The sequence below is a fragment of the Sphingomonas mollis genome (assembly GCF_016427505.1).
Classification (GTDB): domain Bacteria; phylum Pseudomonadota; class Alphaproteobacteria; order Sphingomonadales; family Sphingomonadaceae; genus Sphingomonas; species Sphingomonas mollis.
This window is the reverse complement of the sequence record NZ_JAELXS010000001.1, coordinates 453,856-468,173: the sequence shown is the minus strand read 5'-3', so window position 1 is coordinate 468,173 and position 14,318 is coordinate 453,856. Positions and strand designations below refer to the sequence as shown.

Sequence of the window (14,318 nt, the reverse complement as noted above, 5' to 3'; positions counted from 1 at the left end):
GCGTCCCGCCACGGTTTCGTCGCACATCCCCCGAACGACTATCCCGCTTGATCCCCCGGCCCCGCCACGCCACATGCGAGCGTATGTTGATCGAGACCGAAACCACGCCGAACCCGGCGACGCTGAAATTCCTGCCCGGCCGTATGGTGATGGAAGCGGGCACCCGCGACTTCGCAACGCCGGAGGAAGCGGAGCAGAGCCCGCTCGCCGAGGCGCTGTTCGGGCTGGGCGATGTAACCGGCGTGTTCTTCGGTCGCGATTTCGTGTCGGTGACGGCGGGACCGGGCGCCGAATGGCGCGACCTGAAGCCCGACGTGCTGTCGATCCTGCTCGACCATTTCACCGCGCAGATGCCGTTGTTCCGCGCGGCGAGTGCAGGCTTCTCCGTGCCGCCGGCGGACGACGTGCTGACCGACGATCCGGCGGATGCCGAGATCGTGGCGCAGATCCGCGAGCTGATCGAAACGCGCGTGCGCCCGGCGGTGGCGAACGACGGTGGTGACATCGTCTATCGCGGCTTCGACAAGGGTAAGGTCTATCTGCAATTACAGGGTGCGTGCGCCGGTTGTCCGTCGTCGTCGGCCACGTTGAAGAACGGGATCGAGCAGTTGCTGCGCCATTATGTCCCCGAAGTCATCGAAGTGAGGGCGGTCTGATGGCGGCGATCGACCGGAACGCGATCGACCAGCTTTTCCTGAACGCCCGCAGCTACAACCATTATACCGACACCCCCGTCGCCGAGGCCGATCTGCACGCGATCTGGGAGCTGGCGAAGATGGGGCCGACATCGGCCAACCAGCTGCCGGCGCGGCTGGTGTGGTGCACGAGCCAGGACGCGAAGGACAAGCTGGCCGCCTGCGCCAGCGATACCAATGCCGACAAGATCCGCAAGGCGCCCGTCGCGGTGATCGTGGCGATGGATCACGAGTTTCACGAACTGCTGCCCGAGCTGTTTCCGCACACCGATGCGAAGAGCTGGTTCACCGGCAATGCCGAACTGCGTGCGGCCTCCGCGTTCCGCAATTCGACGTTGCAGGGTGCGTATCTCATCATGGCGGCGCGGGCGTTGGGGTTCGACATGGGACCAATGTCGGGCTTCGATGCCGGCGCGGTGGACAAGGCGTTCTTCAGCGACCGGCCGGCGGTGAAGACGAACTTCATCTCGACGCTGGGCCATGGCGATCCGTCGACGTTGCACGAGCGGTTGCCGCGGCCGTCGTTCGACCGGTTCAACAGCATCGCCTGATGGCCGGTGGACGCCCCGACGGGGTCCGGCATGACGGATAGCATGACCAGAACGCTGGTGATCGAGACGGCGACCGCCGCGTGCTCGGTCGCGCTGATCGAGGACGGGCGGGTGATCGACGCCCGGCACGATGTCGTCGGGCGTGGCCATGCCGAACGGCTGATACCGATGATCGCGTCGTTGATCGATGGCGGCCGCGCGGATCGCATCGCCGTCGATGTCGGGCCGGGCAGCTTCACGGGCGTCCGTGTCGGCATCGCGGCGGCGCGCGGACTGGCACTGGGCTGGGGCGGCACGGTGCGGGGGTTTTCGTCCGTGGCGCTGGTCGCCGCCGCCGCATTGGCGCGCAAACCCTTGCAGCGGATTGCGGTGGTGCTGGAAGCGGGGCATGGCGAGGTTTTCATGCAGATGTTCGATGCCTCGCTGTCGCCGATCGACGCCGTCGTCTCGCTGCCGCCGATGGTGGCGATGACGGCGATCGGAACGATTCCGGCGGTCGGCAACGGCGTGAAGCGGCTGGCGGGCGTATCGGCGGATGCGGCGGCCGATCTGACCGAAGCGTTGCCGGATGCGCGCGACTGGACGCTGCTCCCTGCCCTGCTCGCCGATCTCGATCCGCGTCCGCTCTATGGCCGTGCGCCGGATGCGAAGCTGCCCGGCTGATGGCGACGCGCTCGCTGATCCTGCGCCACGGCGATGCCCGCGATGCCGCATCGATCGATACCGTCATGGCCGCCGCCTTCGACCCGCGATATGGCGAAGCGTGGACACGCAGCCAGTGCCTGGGTGTGCTGGCCATGCCCGGCGTCCACCTGACGCTGGCCTTCATCGACGATCGACCGGCCGGATTTTCGCTGACGCGGGCGATCGCGGGCGAGGCGGAGTTGCTGTTGCTGGCGGTCGCGCCGGGCTTTCGACGCACCGGGGTCGGCGGCGCGTTGCTGCGTGGCGTGATCGCCGATTGCCAGTCGCGTGACGTGACGATCCTGCATCTGGAGGTGCGCGCCGATAACGACGCGGTGGCGCTGTATGAGGCCAATGGATTTGCCAAGGTGGGCGAGCGGCGTGGCTATTATCGCGGGCGCGACGGACGTCACTATGACGCACATACCTATTCGCGACCGATCTGATTTTCCTTATTGCGAGTCGGTATCCCTTTTCGCAACAAGCGAACGCGCCTACATGATCCCTAACTGAAGGGTAAGGCACCATGGCGCGCAAGATCGATCTGGAAGCACTCTGCAACGAGAAGGGGCTGCGCATCACCGAACAGCGCCGCGTGATCGCGCGCGTGCTGTCGGAGGCGGAGGACCATCCCGATGTCGAGAAGGTGTATGAACGCGCCTCCGCCATCGACAAGGGTATCTCGATCGCGACCGTATATCGCACGGTGCGGCTGTTCGAGGAGGCGGGCATCCTCGACCGCCACGATTTCGGTGACGGCCGCGCTCGCTACGAGCCTTCGCCCGAAGCACATCACGACCATCTGATCGATGTTGAGTCCGGTCGCGTGCTGGAATTCGTCGATCCCGAACTGGAGCAGTTGCAGAAGGCGATCGCCGAGCGCCTGGGCTTCCGGCTGGTCGATCACCGCATGGAGCTGTACGGCGTCAGCCTAGACCGCAAGGTCTGAGCGACAAGGGCCGCCATGGGTAATATCCGGCTGGTCGGTCGCCTGTCGGCGCTGATCGTCGCGCTGGCGATCGGCCTGCCCTTGCACGGGGCATGGCGGTTGCTCCGCCGGCCCTCGCCGTGGCCACGTCGGTTTCTGGCGACGAGCGCATGGATCATCGGGGCGCGGCCGCGGGTCGTCGGCGTGCCGGTGGCGCGGGATGTCGTGCTCCTCGCCAACCATCTGTGGTGGATGGATATCCTGTTGCTGACCGGCTGCGCGAATGCGGTGTTCGTGGCCAAGGGCGAGTTGCGCACGGTGCCGCTGGTCGGGTGGCTGGCGGCGCTGAACGACACGGTCTTCGTCGCGCGGGGCGAGCGGATGGCGGTGAGCGCGCAGGTGGCCGATGTCGCGCGCGCGATCGGGCCGCGACCGGTGGCGATCTTTCCCGAAGGCACGACGGGCGACGGGCGGACGCTGTTGCCGTTCAAGTCGGCGCTGTTGGGTGCGATCGATCCGCCGCCGCCGGACGTCCGCGTCCAACCCGTCGGGATCGATTATGGCGTCGACACCACCGGTCTGGCGTGGACGGGGGATGAGCCGGGCCTGTCGCATGCGCTGCGCGTGTTGCGGCGGGCGGGGCATTTCACCGCGACGCTGCGCTTTCACCCGCCGTTCGTGCCGATCGGGCGCAAGGCGACCGCCGCCGAGGCGCGTCGGCTGATCGAGGCGGGCGGCCGCCCTTCCCTTTCGGACACGACCGAAAACGCGTAAGGGCGCGGCTATGAAGCCTGCTCCCCAGACCTATCACGTCAAGTCGTTCGGCTGCCAGATGAACGTCTATGACGGCGAACGGATGGCCGAACTGATGGCGGCGCAGGGGATGACTCCGGCCGCCGATGCCGCCGGGGCCGATCTCGTGGTGCTCAACACGTGCCACATCCGCGAGCGCGCGACCGAGAAGGTGTATTCGGACATCGGCCGCATCCGCAAGGACGCCGGCAAGCAGGGCCGCGTGCCGATGATCGCGATCGCCGGTTGCGTCGCACAGGCCGAGGGTGCTGAGATCGTCGCGCGCGCGAAGGTCGATGTGGTGGTCGGTCCGCAGGCGTATCACAATCTGCCCGCGCTGGTGGCGCAGGCGGTGGTGGGCGAAGCGGCGCTGGACACCGACATGCCGCTCGCGTCGAAGTTCGGCAAACTCCCCGCCCGGCGCAAGGTGGGGCCGAGCGCGTTCCTGACGGTGCAGGAGGGGTGCGACAAGTTCTGCACCTATTGCGTCGTGCCCTATACGCGCGGAGCTGAGATCAGCCGGCCGTTCGCGGCGATCGTCGATGAGGCGAAGGCGCTGGTCGATGCCGGCGCGCGCGAGATCACGTTGCTGGGGCAGAACGTCAACGCGTGGGACGACGACGGTCGCGGCCTGCACGACCTGATCCGCACGCTGGACCGGATCGAGGGGCTGGCGCGCATCCGCTACACCACCAGCCATCCCAACGACATGCGTCAGGGACTGATCGACGCGCACGGCGATGTCGAAAGCCTGATGCCGTTCCTGCATCTGCCGGTGCAGTCGGGATCGACGCGCATCCTGAAGGCGATGAACCGCAGCCATGGCCGTGACGATTATCTGCGGCTGATGGACCGGGTGCGCGCGGTGCGGCCGGACATCGCGCTGTCGGGCGATTTCATCGTCGGCTTTCCCGGCGAGACCGAGGCGGATTTCGCCGATACGCTGAGCCTGGTCGACGCGATGGGCTATGCGCAGGCGTTCTCGTTCAAATACAGCCCGCGCCCCGGCACCCCCGCCGCCACGATGACCGACGAGGTGCCGGAGGCGGTGATGGACGAGCGGTTGCAGCGGTTGCAGGCGGCACTGGGCCGCGACCAGCAGGCGTTCAACCGTGCCTCGGTCGGGCGGACCTGCACCGTGCTGGTGGAGCGACGTGGCAAGCTGCCCGGCCAGATGCTGGGCAAGTCGCCGTGGCTGCAATCGGTGCACCTGATGGGCGACCATGCGATCGGCGATCTGGTCGAGGTGGAACTGGCGGCGGCAGGACCATTGTCGATGACCGGTGTGGCCCGAATGCCGGTCGCCGCCTGAATCGGCGAAAGCGGCTTTCCTTTCCCGCCGCGGCATCCCACATTCGGCTTCGACTCGTAGTCTAGAAAGGACCCGATGAGCCGTAAGCCAGTCCCCGCGCAGGCGGGCGAGCGTTCCCGTGTCGAGGTGCTCTTCGACAAACCCCAGGTTCTTGCGCAGTTGTTCGGGCAGTATGACCAGAATTTGGTCGCGCTGGAAAATCGGCTGGGCGTCTACATCACCGCGCGGGGCAACCGCATCGGGCTGGAAGGCACGGCGGAGCAGGTGGCGATCGCCCGCGACGTGCTGCACGACCTGCACAACCGCATCCAGCGCGGCGAGCAGATCGATACCGGACTGGTCGATGCGTCGATCGCGATGGCGAACGAGCCGACGCTCGACGGCATCGTCTCGGCCGAACGTGGTGGCACGCCGCCGATCATGATCCGCACGCGCAAGAAGACGATCGCGCCGCGCACCGCCGCGCAGGCCTATTACATGCGCGAACTGGTGACGAACGACATGATCTTCGCGCTCGGGCCGGCGGGTACGGGCAAGACCTATATCGCCGTCGCGCAGGCGGTGGCGCAGCTCATCACCGGCAGCGTCCAGCGACTGATCCTGTCGCGTCCTGCGGTCGAGGCGGGCGAGAAGCTGGGCTTCCTGCCCGGCGACATGAAGGAAAAGGTCGATCCTTATCTGCGGCCACTCTACGACGCGTTGTACGATTGCCTGCCCGCCGAGCAGGTCGAACGGCGGATCGCGTCGGGCGAGATCGAGATCGCCCCGATCGCGTTCATGCGCGGGCGGACACTGGCGGACGCGTTCGTGATCCTCGACGAGGCGCAGAACACGACGCCGGCACAGATGAAGATGTTCCTGACCCGCTTCGGGCAGAACAGCCGGATGGTGATCTGCGGCGATCCCAATCAGGTCGATCTACCCGGTGGGGTCAAGGCCAGCGGGCTGGCCGATGCGGTCGTGCGGCTGGAGGGAGTGGAGAGCATCTCGATGTGCCGTTTCACCGCTGCGGATGTCGTGCGCCACCCGATCGTCGGCCGGATCGTCGAGGCCTATGAGGGTGTCGGCGGCACTGGTTGACGGTGAGGATATACCCGATTAAATTCGGGATATACCGGAGGAAGTAATGGCGTCGTTGTATATCAAGGATGAGGAAACGACCCGCCTTGCGCAGGAACTGGCGGAGCGTCGGCATCTGACGAAGACGGCGGCGGTGCGGCTGGCGCTGACCAACGAGTTGGCAAAGGACACACCGACCCGATCGTTGCACGAGATCGCCGACGAACTGCGACGCACGTCCACGCTACGGTTCGACCCGACGGTGGTGATCGACAAGGCATTTTACGATTCGTTGAATGACGAGGAAGACGATTGACGATCTTCATCGACGCGTCGGCTTTGGTCGCGATCATCAAGAACGAGCCTGAAGCCTATTCCTTCATCGAGACGATTGGAAAATATCAGACACGGCTCACCAGCGGGCTGGCGATGTGGGAAGCGATACGGGCTGTCGCCAAAGCGGGTGAGGATGACATCGCCGAGGCATCGCGCCTCTGCGAATGTTTTCGTCTGGATTTCGGGATCGTCGTCGTGCCGATCGACCATGCCGCGGCGACGGAAGCGGTCGATGCCCATCGGCGTTACGGCAAGGGTAGCGGCCACCCTGCCCGCCTCAACATGGGCGACTGCTTCGCCTATGCCTGCGCGAAGACGAACGCGGCCGCCCTGCTCTACAAGGGCGACGATTTCATTCACACGGATTTGGGTTAGGACACGGGCATGATCCAGATCGAACTCTCCATCGAAACGCCGTGGCCCGAAGGCGACTGGCAGGCGCTGGCCGAACGCGCCGCGCGTGCGGCGATCGAGCGCACGCCGCAGGGACCGTTGCTGACCACGCCGGCGGCGATCGAGATTTCTGTGCGCCTCACCTCCAACGAGGAAGTCCATGGCCTGAACCGGCAGTATCGCGGCAAGGACAAGCCGACCAACGTCCTGTCCTTCCCGATGGTACAGCCCGACCTGATCGACACGATCAGCCAGAATTCCGACGATGGCGAGGTGTTACTGGGCGATATCGTGCTGGCGCACGGCGTCTGCGTGGCCGAAGCGGCGGAACGCGGCATCGCCGTCGAGACGCATGCGACCCATTTGATGGTGCATGGCGTCCTGCACCTGCTAGGCTATGATCATATGAACGACGACGAGGCGGAAGCGATGGAGGAGATCGAGCGGGAGGCGCTCGGCACCCTCGGCATCGCGGACCCTTACCTGATACGAGAGGCATAATTGTCCGAGGACCGAAGTAGCGCCGGCAACGGCGACCACGACAGCATCTGGCGGGGACTGAAGTCCCTGATATTCGGTAACGATGCCGAGGAATCGCTCCGCGACCAGCTGGAAGAGGCGATCGACCGGCACGAGGGCGATCCCGCCCCCGATGCCAAGGGCGACCTGACCCCGCTGGAGCGGCAGATGGTGCGCAACCTGCTCCATTTCGGCGAGCGCGATGCCGGCGATGTCGGCGTGCCGCGCGCGGATATCGTCGCGGTGGAGGAGCAGACCAGCTTCGATCACCTCGTCCAGATTTTCGCCGAGGCGGGGCACAGCCGCCTGCCGGTCTATCGCGAGAAGCTCGATACGATCATCGGCATGGTCCATATCAAGGACGTGTTCACGATCCTGGCGACGGGGGCGCCGCATCCGGATAGCCTGGCCGGTCTGATCCGCGAGCCACTGTACGTGCCGATGTCGCGCGGGGCGCTCGACGTACTGGCTGACATGCGATCGAAACGCGTGCATCTGGCGGTCGTGCTCGACGAATATTCGGGCACCGAAGGACTCGTGACGATCGAGGACCTGATCGAGGAGATCACCGGCGATATCGAGGACGAGCATGACGACGCGCCGACCGCGCTGCTGATCCCGCTAGACGGCGGGTCATGGGATGCTGACGCGCGCGCGCCGCTGAAGGATGTGGCGAGCGTCGTGGACGACCGGCTGGGGGAGACGGAAGAGGACGTCGATACGCTGGGCGGCCTTGCCGCGGTGCTGGCGGGCCGGGTGCCGCCGGTGGGCGAGTGCGTCGATCATATTTCCGGCTGGAAGCTGGAGATCACGGAGGCGGACGAACGGCGGGTCCATCGCCTGCGGCTGCATCCCCCGGTGGCGCTGGTGATCGAGGAGGATTGACGATCGGCCTCTCTCGGTACTGATCGGGCAAATCTCGCGTCAATCTTCCACTGATCGATTTTGCCACTTTAATCGATCAGGCTAATCCATTGCCGATTTGCCGCCGGACCCCTTATCTGGGTCAGGTACGCGATGGAATGATCGAGGAGAGAGACATGGACGCGATTACCGAGGGCAGCCCGATCAACGATCCGGGCAAGCAGCCGGCCGCGAAGCGCGCGCTGCTGGGCCGTACCGCTCGCGATTGGTGGCCGGACACGCTGCCGCTGGAAATCCTGCAGGCGGATGGCCTGTCGGCAAACCCGATGGGCGATGATTTCGATTACCGCGAGGCGTTCAAGAAGCTCGACTATGCCGCGGTCAAGGCGGACATCACGGCGCTGATGACCGACAGCCAGCCCTGGTGGCCGGCCGATTACGGACATTACGGCCCGTTCTTCATCCGCATGGCGTGGCACTCGGCCGGCACCTATCGCACCGGCGACGGTCGCGGTGGTTCGTCGTCGGGCGCACAGCGGTTCGCGCCGCTCAATTCATGGCCCGATAACGGCAATCTCGACAAGGCCCGCCGCCTGTTGTGGCCGATCAAGCAGAAATACGGTCGGGCGCTCAGCTGGGCCGACCTGTTCATCCTGACCGGCAATGTCGCGATCGAATCGATGGGCGGGCCGACGTTCGGCTTTTCCGGTGGTCGCGCCGATGTGTTCGAGCCGCTGAAGGACATCTACTGGGGCACCGAAGAGGAGTGGCTCGGCCAGACCCGCATCGACGAGGAAGCGGGCATGGCGCTGGAGGAGCCGCTGGCGGCGATCCAGCATGGCCTGATCTATGTGAACCCGGAAGGTCCCGGCGGTTGCCCGAACCCGATGGGATCGGCGCGCGACATGCGCGAGACGTTCGCACGGATGGGTATGGACGATGTGGAGACGGCGGCGCTGACCGCCGGTGGCCATACCTTCGGCAAGGCGCACGGTAATGGCGATGCGTCGAAGGTCGGCAAGGAGCCGGAAGGGTCGGACATCGCGGCACAGGGTCTAGGCTGGACCTCGACCCACGGCACCGGAATGGGCGACGACACGATCACCTCGGGCATCGAGGGCGCGTGGACGCCGACGCCGATCACGTGGGACATGACGTATTTCGACATGCTGCTCGACCATGAATACGAGCTGGTCCGCAGCCCCGCCGGCGCGCATCAGTTCCAGCCGGTCGGCAATCCCGCCGAAACGCTGGCCCCCGGCGCGCATTCGCCCGACAAGCGCGTGCCGACGATGATGACATCGGCCGACATGGCACTGAAGGTCGATCCGAAATACCGCGCGGTCATGGAGAAGTTCCGGGCGGACCCCGCCTACTTCGCCGATGCCTGGGCTCGCGCATGGTTCAAACTGACCCACCGCGACATGGGGCCGAAGCAGCGTTACCTCGGCCCGGAAGTGCCGTCCGAGGAACTGATCTGGCAGGATCCGATCCCGAAGGCCGACTACAAGCCGATCGACTCGTTCGACGTCACCGACCTCAAGAAGGCGATCGCCAATTCGGGCCTGGAAATTTCGGAGCTGGTCGCCACGGCATGGGCATCCGCATCGACGTATCGCCGCTCCGACCATCGCGGCGGTGCCAACGGTGCGCGTATCCGCTTCGCGCCGCAAAAGGACTGGGAGGTCAACGAGCCCGAACAGCTCGCGCGTGTGCTGAAGGTCTATGAGGGCATCAAGGCCGAGTTCGATGCGAAGGACCCGAGCGAGGGGGCCAAGCGCGTGTCGATCGCAGACCTGATCGTGCTGGGTGGTTCGGTCGGGATCGAGGCGGCGGCGAAGGCGGCCGGCAAGACGATCGAGGTGCCGTTCACCCCCGGTCGTACCGATGCGCTGGAGGAACAGACCGATGCCGAGAGCTTCAAGGTGCTGGAGCCCAAGGCCGACGCGTTCCGCAACTATCTCCAGACGCGCTTCACGGTGCCGACGGAGGAGTTGATGGTCGACAAGGCACAATTGCTGGGCCTGTCCGCGCCGGAGATGGCGGTGCTGATCGGCGGCCTGCGCGTGCTGGGTGCCAACACCGCAAAGGCGAAGGAGCATGGCGTGTTCACCACGCGGCCGGGTCAGTTGACGAACGACTTTTTCGTCAACCTGCTCGATATGAACACGGTGTGGAAGCAGGTCGATGAGCGCAGCGACCAGGAATATGTCGGCACCACGCGCGGCACCCATGACCATAAGTGGACCGCATCGCGGACCGACCTGATTTTCGGGTCGAATTCGCAGTTGCGGGCACTGGCCGAGGTCTATGCCTGCGCCGATGCGGAAGACGTTTTCGTCGCCGAGTTCGTGACGGCATGGACGAAGGTGATGAACGCCGACCGGTACGACCTGCTCGACTGAGCGGTTTCGCCGTTGAATGAATTGAGGGCGTCGGCAGCAATGCCGGCGCCCTTCTTTCATCCGGTCGCCGGCATTGCCGCGCTCGACGTCGCCGCCTAGATATCGGTCATGCTGAAGCACATCCTGCGCGTCCTTGCGCTCGTCATCGTCGTGGGTGGCGGTATCTTTGCCTATATGGCGTGGCCCGATCAGGCGCAGGTGCCGATCGCGGCGGTGGAGGGGCAACGGCCCGACATTACCGCCCCGCGTATCCAGACGATTCCCACCGTCGAGGTCGCCGATGCGGTCGGCTGGCCGGCGGGCGCGAAACCCGTGGCGGCGCCGGGTCTTCAGGTCGCGGCCTTTGCGGAGGGGTTGGATCATCCCCGCTGGATGTATCGCCTGCCCAATGGCGACGTGCTGGTGGCGGAAACGAACTCACCGCCGCGCGATGGCGGCGGTATCCAGGCATGGGTGATGAAGCATTTGATGGGCAAGGCCGGCGCCGGCGTGCCATCGGCGAACCGCCTGACCTTGCTTCGCGACGCGAATGGTGACGGCGTCGCCGAGCAGCGGACGGTGTTCATGACCGGGCTGAACTCGCCGTTCGGCATGGCGCTGATGGATGGGCAGCTCTACGTCGCCAACACCGACGCGCTGGTGCGGGTGCCCTATACGGCGGGGCAGACGAGCATCGCCGCGAAGCCGGAACTGGTCGTGAAGCTGAACGGCGGCGGCAATCACTGGGCGCGCAACGTGATCCCGGCGCCGGACGGCAAGACGCTGTTCGTCAGCGTCGGATCGGCCACCAACATCGCCGAAAAGGGCATGGACGCCGAGAAATACCGCGCCAACATCCTGCAGGTGTGGCCCGACAAAAACTGGCGCATCTATGCCGCTGGCCTACGCAATCCCAATGGCATGGCGCTGAACCCCGCGACCGGCAATCTTTGGACGGTAGTGAACGAGCGCGATCTGCTGGGATCGGATCTGGCACCGGATTACCTGACGCAGGTGGAATTCGGCGATCACTTCGGCTGGCCGTGGTTCTATTGGGGCGGCTATCCCGACAAACGGGTCGAGCCGCAGAACATCGCGTTGCAGGAATATTCGAAGCGCCCGGATTACGCGTTGGGCCCGCATGTCGCAGCACTGGGGCTGACGTTCGCGCCCGATGCGAAACTGGGCGATCGCTGGGCGCAGGGCGCGTTCATCGGCGAGCACGGTTCATGGAACCGCAAGCCGGTGTCGGGCTACAAGGTCGTCTGGGTGCCGTTCGGCCCCAACGGCTACCCCAAGCCGGGGGTCAAGCCGGTGGACGTGCTGACCGGCTTTCTGTCGAAGGATGGCGATGCGCTGGGTCGCCCGGTCGGCGTCATTACCGATCGGACCGGTGGGCTGCTGGTGGCGGACGATGTCGGCAACCGCATCTGGCGGGTCAGCGCCGCCGGGCAGGTCGCCACTCGCTGATTTGCTGCCGCCGCTGCGGGTAGCCGCGGCGGCGATGTCGGGCCAGCGTCGACCCGTTCAGACCTTGGCGGAATAGATCATCCGGCCGGGGCCGAGATTGGCGAAGACCCGGTCGAGATCGTCCTCGCCGACCGCGAAGCAGCCCTGACTGCGGCCGAGCACGCCGTGCGTACGAATCATGTCGGGGTTCGCGTACCACGCCGAATGGACGACGATCGCCCGGCCCAGTGCGTTGCAGTTCGTGGGGTCCAGCCCCATCAACCGCTGCGACCGGCCATGCTTGCCGACATAATAATCAGCGGTGACGAACGCACCCTCTGACGAGGCGTTGGAGCCGAAGTCGTTGGAGAAGCGCTCGACATAGCCGGTATGCGCAGGGTCGGAGCCGCTGCCATGCGCGACCAGCAACGACTGGCTGCGACCGCTGATGAGATCGACGAGGTGGAAACGTGCCTGGTCAGAGCCCGCGGTGAAGTCGGCGATCGCGATCTGGTCGCGCTGGGCGATCCGGGCGCCGTGACGGTTCAGGGCGGCCAGGGCATTGCGCAGCAGTTCCGGACGGACCACGCGAGCCGATACCAGCGGCGCCGGCGCGATCCGGGCGGTTGGTTCGATCTGTGTCATATCGCGGGTCGCGCAGGCGACGGCGCCCGGCAGTGCGATCGTTCCGGCCAACGTCAGGCCGGTCTTCAAAAATGCGCGTCGTGCGCGCGCCACATCGTGATCGTGCATCGAATTCCCGATTACCAAGCAGCCCCTTCCGATGCTCGATAGCACAAAACACCTGAATTTTCTTAACCTTCCTCGCCACTTGTTCCCCGCCGAAGGGCCATTCGCCGCAAACTTGCCCCATCTTGTCGCACGGCGTGGCGATGGCACATTTCGTCGAATCAGACGTTGACATCCTGAAATTCGATAAATCTGAAGGGCGTACGCGTATGAAATCCGGTTTGCTCGCTGTCGCTGCCTGCGTGACGATGATGATGGGCGCGACCCCCGCCATGGCGGCGGATACGGGCGCCATGGTGGAAGAGGCCGCCGCGACACTGGAGCCGAATCGCTATGTCTGGGTCGATCCCGGCACAACCGATCCGGTGACCGTGGTCGTAAGCATTCCGCAGCAACGCGCGTTCGTCTATCGCGGGCAAGTACTGGTCGCCGCATCGAGCGTATCGACCGGCCGGGATGGCAACGACACGCCCACCGGCATCTATCCCATCCTGCAAAAGAACGAGGTCCATAAATCGAACTTGTATAACGATGCGCCGATGCCGTTCATGCAGCGCCTGACATGGGACGGGATCGCCCTGCACGCCGGCCGCAATCCCGGCTTTCCCGATTCGCATGGCTGCATCCGTTTGCCGGCCAGTTTCGCCAAGAAGCTGTTCGCCGTCACCGATCTGGGCAGCACGGTCGTCGTGACCGACCAATATGTCGAGGGCAGAACGCTCGACCCGACCCTGCTCATGACGGATACCATGCAGGCCAACAACGACCGGCTGGCCGCCGTTATGGGCTATTAAGCGGGTAGCCCCAGCGCGCGCAGGCGCGGCAACAGATCGTCGACACCGGTAAACAGGAACGCCGTCATGCCGACAGACTGTGCGCCGGCGACATTATCTGCGTTGTCGTCGATAAAGATCGCATCACCCGCGTCGATGCGGAAACGGTCGAGCGCCAGTCGATAGATCGCCGCATCCGGCTTCACGAGCTTCTCCTCGCCCGACACGACGATATCGCGAAACCGGCCGAACAACGCCGCTTCCTTCGCGCGAAAGGGCGGAAAGAACTCGTGGCTGAAATTGGTGATCGCGAACAGCGGCACACCGGCATGATCCAGCCGTGCGACCAGATCGTGCATCCCGGAAATGGGCCCGGGAATGCTGTCGCCAAAGCGCGGCCCCCATGCCGCGATCAGATCGGCATGCTGCGGATGCAATGCCGCAAGCTCCGCCGACGTATCGGCGAAGTCGCGGCCAGCATCGTGCTGGAAATGCCAGTCGTGCGTGACGACATGGCGCAGGAACGATTCGAGCGCCTCACCCCGTGGGATCAGACGCTCGTACAGGAACCGTGGGTCCCAATCGTACAGGACGCGGCCGATGTCGAAGATGACCGACGACACCGGCATCGCGGGCTGGATCAGCCTTGGCGCGCCTTGAAACGACGGTTCGTCTTGTTGATGACATAGGTACGGCCGCGACGACGGATCACGCGATTATCGCGATGGCGGTCCTTGAGCGACTTCAGCGAATTGCGGATCTTCATGGTTGCGCGCTTCTGTTCGAATGGTGTCGGAAAGCGCTGGCGCCTAGTGGTCGATCACGTGCA

The 14,318-nt window shown here is 65.2% G+C and carries 18 protein-coding genes; 15 read left to right on the top strand and 3 right to left on the bottom strand.

Annotation, left to right across the window (positions count from 1 at the left end):
* The first annotated feature begins 83 nt into the window (after window positions 1–83).
* From JAO74_RS02120 to JAO74_RS02055, 14 genes are all read left to right on the top strand, one after another.
* Window positions 84–656 (top strand): NifU family protein, encoded by a 573-nt coding sequence (locus tag JAO74_RS02120; RefSeq protein ID WP_199034550.1) that lies wholly within the window; start codon window positions 84–86, stop codon window positions 654–656.
* A complete protein-coding gene (locus JAO74_RS02115) occupies window positions 656–1,246 on the top strand; it encodes a malonic semialdehyde reductase (protein ID WP_199034548.1) in 591 nt (196 codons plus the stop codon). The genes JAO74_RS02120 and JAO74_RS02115 overlap by 1 nt, the downstream gene beginning before the upstream one ends.
* Window positions 1,247–1,288: 42 nt before the next feature.
* Window positions 1,289–1,909, top strand: a complete 621-nt coding sequence (tsaB, locus tag JAO74_RS02110) for a tRNA (adenosine(37)-N6)-threonylcarbamoyltransferase complex dimerization subunit type 1 TsaB (protein ID WP_199034546.1) — start codon at window positions 1,289–1,291, stop codon at window positions 1,907–1,909.
* On the top strand, window positions 1,909–2,376 hold the full coding sequence (locus JAO74_RS02105; protein ID WP_199034543.1) for a GNAT family N-acetyltransferase: 468 nt from the start codon (window positions 1,909–1,911) through the stop codon (window positions 2,374–2,376). Before tsaB ends, JAO74_RS02105 begins: the two co-directional genes overlap by 1 nt.
* Window positions 2,377–2,456: 80 nt before the next feature.
* Window positions 2,457–2,879 carry a Fur family transcriptional regulator gene (locus tag JAO74_RS02100; RefSeq protein ID WP_056524970.1) on the top strand — a complete coding sequence of 141 codons (423 nt, stop codon included), beginning with the start codon at window positions 2,457–2,459 and terminating at the stop codon, window positions 2,877–2,879.
* A 15-nt stretch (window positions 2,880–2,894) separates the two neighbouring features.
* Window positions 2,895–3,632 carry a lysophospholipid acyltransferase family protein gene (locus tag JAO74_RS02095; RefSeq protein ID WP_199034542.1) on the top strand — a complete coding sequence of 246 codons (738 nt, stop codon included), beginning with the start codon at window positions 2,895–2,897 and terminating at the stop codon, window positions 3,630–3,632.
* Window positions 3,633–3,642: 10 nt separating this feature from the next.
* A complete protein-coding gene (miaB, locus tag JAO74_RS02090; protein ID WP_199034541.1) occupies window positions 3,643–4,962 on the top strand; it encodes a tRNA (N6-isopentenyl adenosine(37)-C2)-methylthiotransferase MiaB in 1,320 nt (439 codons plus the stop codon).
* Between the two features lie 75 nt (window positions 4,963–5,037).
* Window positions 5,038–6,042, top strand: coding sequence for a PhoH family protein (locus JAO74_RS02085; RefSeq protein ID WP_199034539.1), 1,005 nt, complete (start codon window positions 5,038–5,040; stop codon window positions 6,040–6,042).
* Between the two features lie 46 nt (window positions 6,043–6,088).
* Complete coding sequence (locus JAO74_RS02080) at window positions 6,089–6,337, top strand: type II toxin-antitoxin system VapB family antitoxin (protein ID WP_199034537.1); 249 nt, start codon at window positions 6,089–6,091, stop codon at window positions 6,335–6,337.
* Entirely contained in the window at window positions 6,334–6,732 is a 399-nt protein-coding gene (locus tag JAO74_RS02075; RefSeq protein WP_199034535.1) for a type II toxin-antitoxin system VapC family toxin, read from the top strand. The genes JAO74_RS02080 and JAO74_RS02075 overlap by 4 nt, the downstream gene beginning before the upstream one ends.
* A 9-nt stretch (window positions 6,733–6,741) precedes the next feature.
* On the top strand, window positions 6,742–7,251 hold the full coding sequence (gene ybeY, locus JAO74_RS02070; RefSeq protein ID WP_199034533.1) for an rRNA maturation RNase YbeY: 510 nt from the start codon (window positions 6,742–6,744) through the stop codon (window positions 7,249–7,251).
* Window positions 7,252–8,154 carry a hemolysin family protein gene (locus JAO74_RS02065; RefSeq protein ID WP_199034525.1) on the top strand — a complete coding sequence of 301 codons (903 nt, stop codon included), beginning with the start codon at window positions 7,252–7,254 and terminating at the stop codon, window positions 8,152–8,154. It abuts the gene before it with no gap.
* Between the two features lie 155 nt (window positions 8,155–8,309).
* Complete coding sequence (katG, locus tag JAO74_RS02060; RefSeq protein WP_199034523.1) at window positions 8,310–10,538, top strand: catalase/peroxidase HPI; 2,229 nt, start codon at window positions 8,310–8,312, stop codon at window positions 10,536–10,538.
* A 108-nt stretch (window positions 10,539–10,646) separates the two neighbouring features.
* Window positions 10,647–11,987: a PQQ-dependent sugar dehydrogenase gene (locus JAO74_RS02055; protein WP_199034521.1), complete on the top strand. Its 1,341-nt coding sequence runs from the start codon at window positions 10,647–10,649 to the stop codon at window positions 11,985–11,987.
* 57 nt (window positions 11,988–12,044) lie between these two features.
* Here the strand turns inward: JAO74_RS02055 and JAO74_RS02050 are convergent, their stop codons facing one another.
* Window positions 12,045–12,719 (bottom strand): murein L,D-transpeptidase catalytic domain family protein, encoded by a 675-nt coding sequence (locus JAO74_RS02050; RefSeq protein ID WP_199034519.1) that lies wholly within the window; start codon window positions 12,717–12,719, stop codon window positions 12,045–12,047.
* A gap of 206 nt (window positions 12,720–12,925) precedes the next feature.
* On the opposite strand from JAO74_RS02050, the gene JAO74_RS02045 reads away from it, so the two are divergent.
* Window positions 12,926–13,510, top strand: a complete 585-nt coding sequence (locus tag JAO74_RS02045; RefSeq protein ID WP_199034517.1) for a L,D-transpeptidase family protein — start codon at window positions 12,926–12,928, stop codon at window positions 13,508–13,510.
* Here the strand turns inward: JAO74_RS02045 and JAO74_RS02040 are convergent.
* Window positions 13,507–14,118 carry an HAD family hydrolase gene (locus JAO74_RS02040; protein ID WP_199034515.1) on the bottom strand — a complete coding sequence of 204 codons (612 nt, stop codon included), beginning with the start codon at window positions 14,116–14,118 and terminating at the stop codon, window positions 13,507–13,509. The two genes, JAO74_RS02045 and JAO74_RS02040, sit on opposite strands and share 4 nt — an antisense overlap.
* Window positions 14,119–14,129: 11 nt before the next feature.
* Window positions 14,130–14,255, bottom strand: a complete 126-nt coding sequence (ykgO, locus tag JAO74_RS02035) for a type B 50S ribosomal protein L36 (RefSeq protein WP_003046794.1) — start codon at window positions 14,253–14,255, stop codon at window positions 14,130–14,132.
* Between the last annotated feature and the right edge of the window lie 63 nt (window positions 14,256–14,318).

Coding starts and splice junctions, on each gene's coding strand:
- JAO74_RS02120 (WP_199034550.1), top strand. CDS start 84: ATGTTGATCGAGACCGAAACCACGCCGAACCCGGCGACGCTGAAATTC.
- JAO74_RS02115 (WP_199034548.1), top strand. CDS start 656: ATGGCGGCGATCGACCGGAACGCGATCGACCAGCTTTTCCTGAACGCC.
- tsaB (WP_199034546.1), top strand. CDS start 1,289: ATGACCAGAACGCTGGTGATCGAGACGGCGACCGCCGCGTGCTCGGTC.
- JAO74_RS02105 (WP_199034543.1), top strand. CDS start 1,909: ATGGCGACGCGCTCGCTGATCCTGCGCCACGGCGATGCCCGCGATGCC.
- JAO74_RS02100 (WP_056524970.1), top strand. CDS start 2,457: ATGGCGCGCAAGATCGATCTGGAAGCACTCTGCAACGAGAAGGGGCTG.
- JAO74_RS02095 (WP_199034542.1), top strand. CDS start 2,895: ATGGGTAATATCCGGCTGGTCGGTCGCCTGTCGGCGCTGATCGTCGCG.
- miaB (WP_199034541.1), top strand. CDS start 3,643: ATGAAGCCTGCTCCCCAGACCTATCACGTCAAGTCGTTCGGCTGCCAG.
- JAO74_RS02085 (WP_199034539.1), top strand. CDS start 5,038: ATGAGCCGTAAGCCAGTCCCCGCGCAGGCGGGCGAGCGTTCCCGTGTC.
- JAO74_RS02080 (WP_199034537.1), top strand. CDS start 6,089: ATGGCGTCGTTGTATATCAAGGATGAGGAAACGACCCGCCTTGCGCAG.
- ybeY (WP_199034533.1), top strand. CDS start 6,742: ATGATCCAGATCGAACTCTCCATCGAAACGCCGTGGCCCGAAGGCGAC.
- katG (WP_199034523.1), top strand. CDS start 8,310: ATGGACGCGATTACCGAGGGCAGCCCGATCAACGATCCGGGCAAGCAG.
- JAO74_RS02055 (WP_199034521.1), top strand. CDS start 10,647: ATGCTGAAGCACATCCTGCGCGTCCTTGCGCTCGTCATCGTCGTGGGT.
- JAO74_RS02050 (WP_199034519.1), bottom strand. CDS start 12,719: ATGCACGATCACGATGTGGCGCGCGCACGACGCGCATTTTTGAAGACC.
- JAO74_RS02045 (WP_199034517.1), top strand. CDS start 12,926: ATGAAATCCGGTTTGCTCGCTGTCGCTGCCTGCGTGACGATGATGATG.
- JAO74_RS02040 (WP_199034515.1), bottom strand. CDS start 14,118: ATGCCGGTGTCGTCGGTCATCTTCGACATCGGCCGCGTCCTGTACGAT.
- ykgO (WP_003046794.1), bottom strand. CDS start 14,255: ATGAAGATCCGCAATTCGCTGAAGTCGCTCAAGGACCGCCATCGCGAT.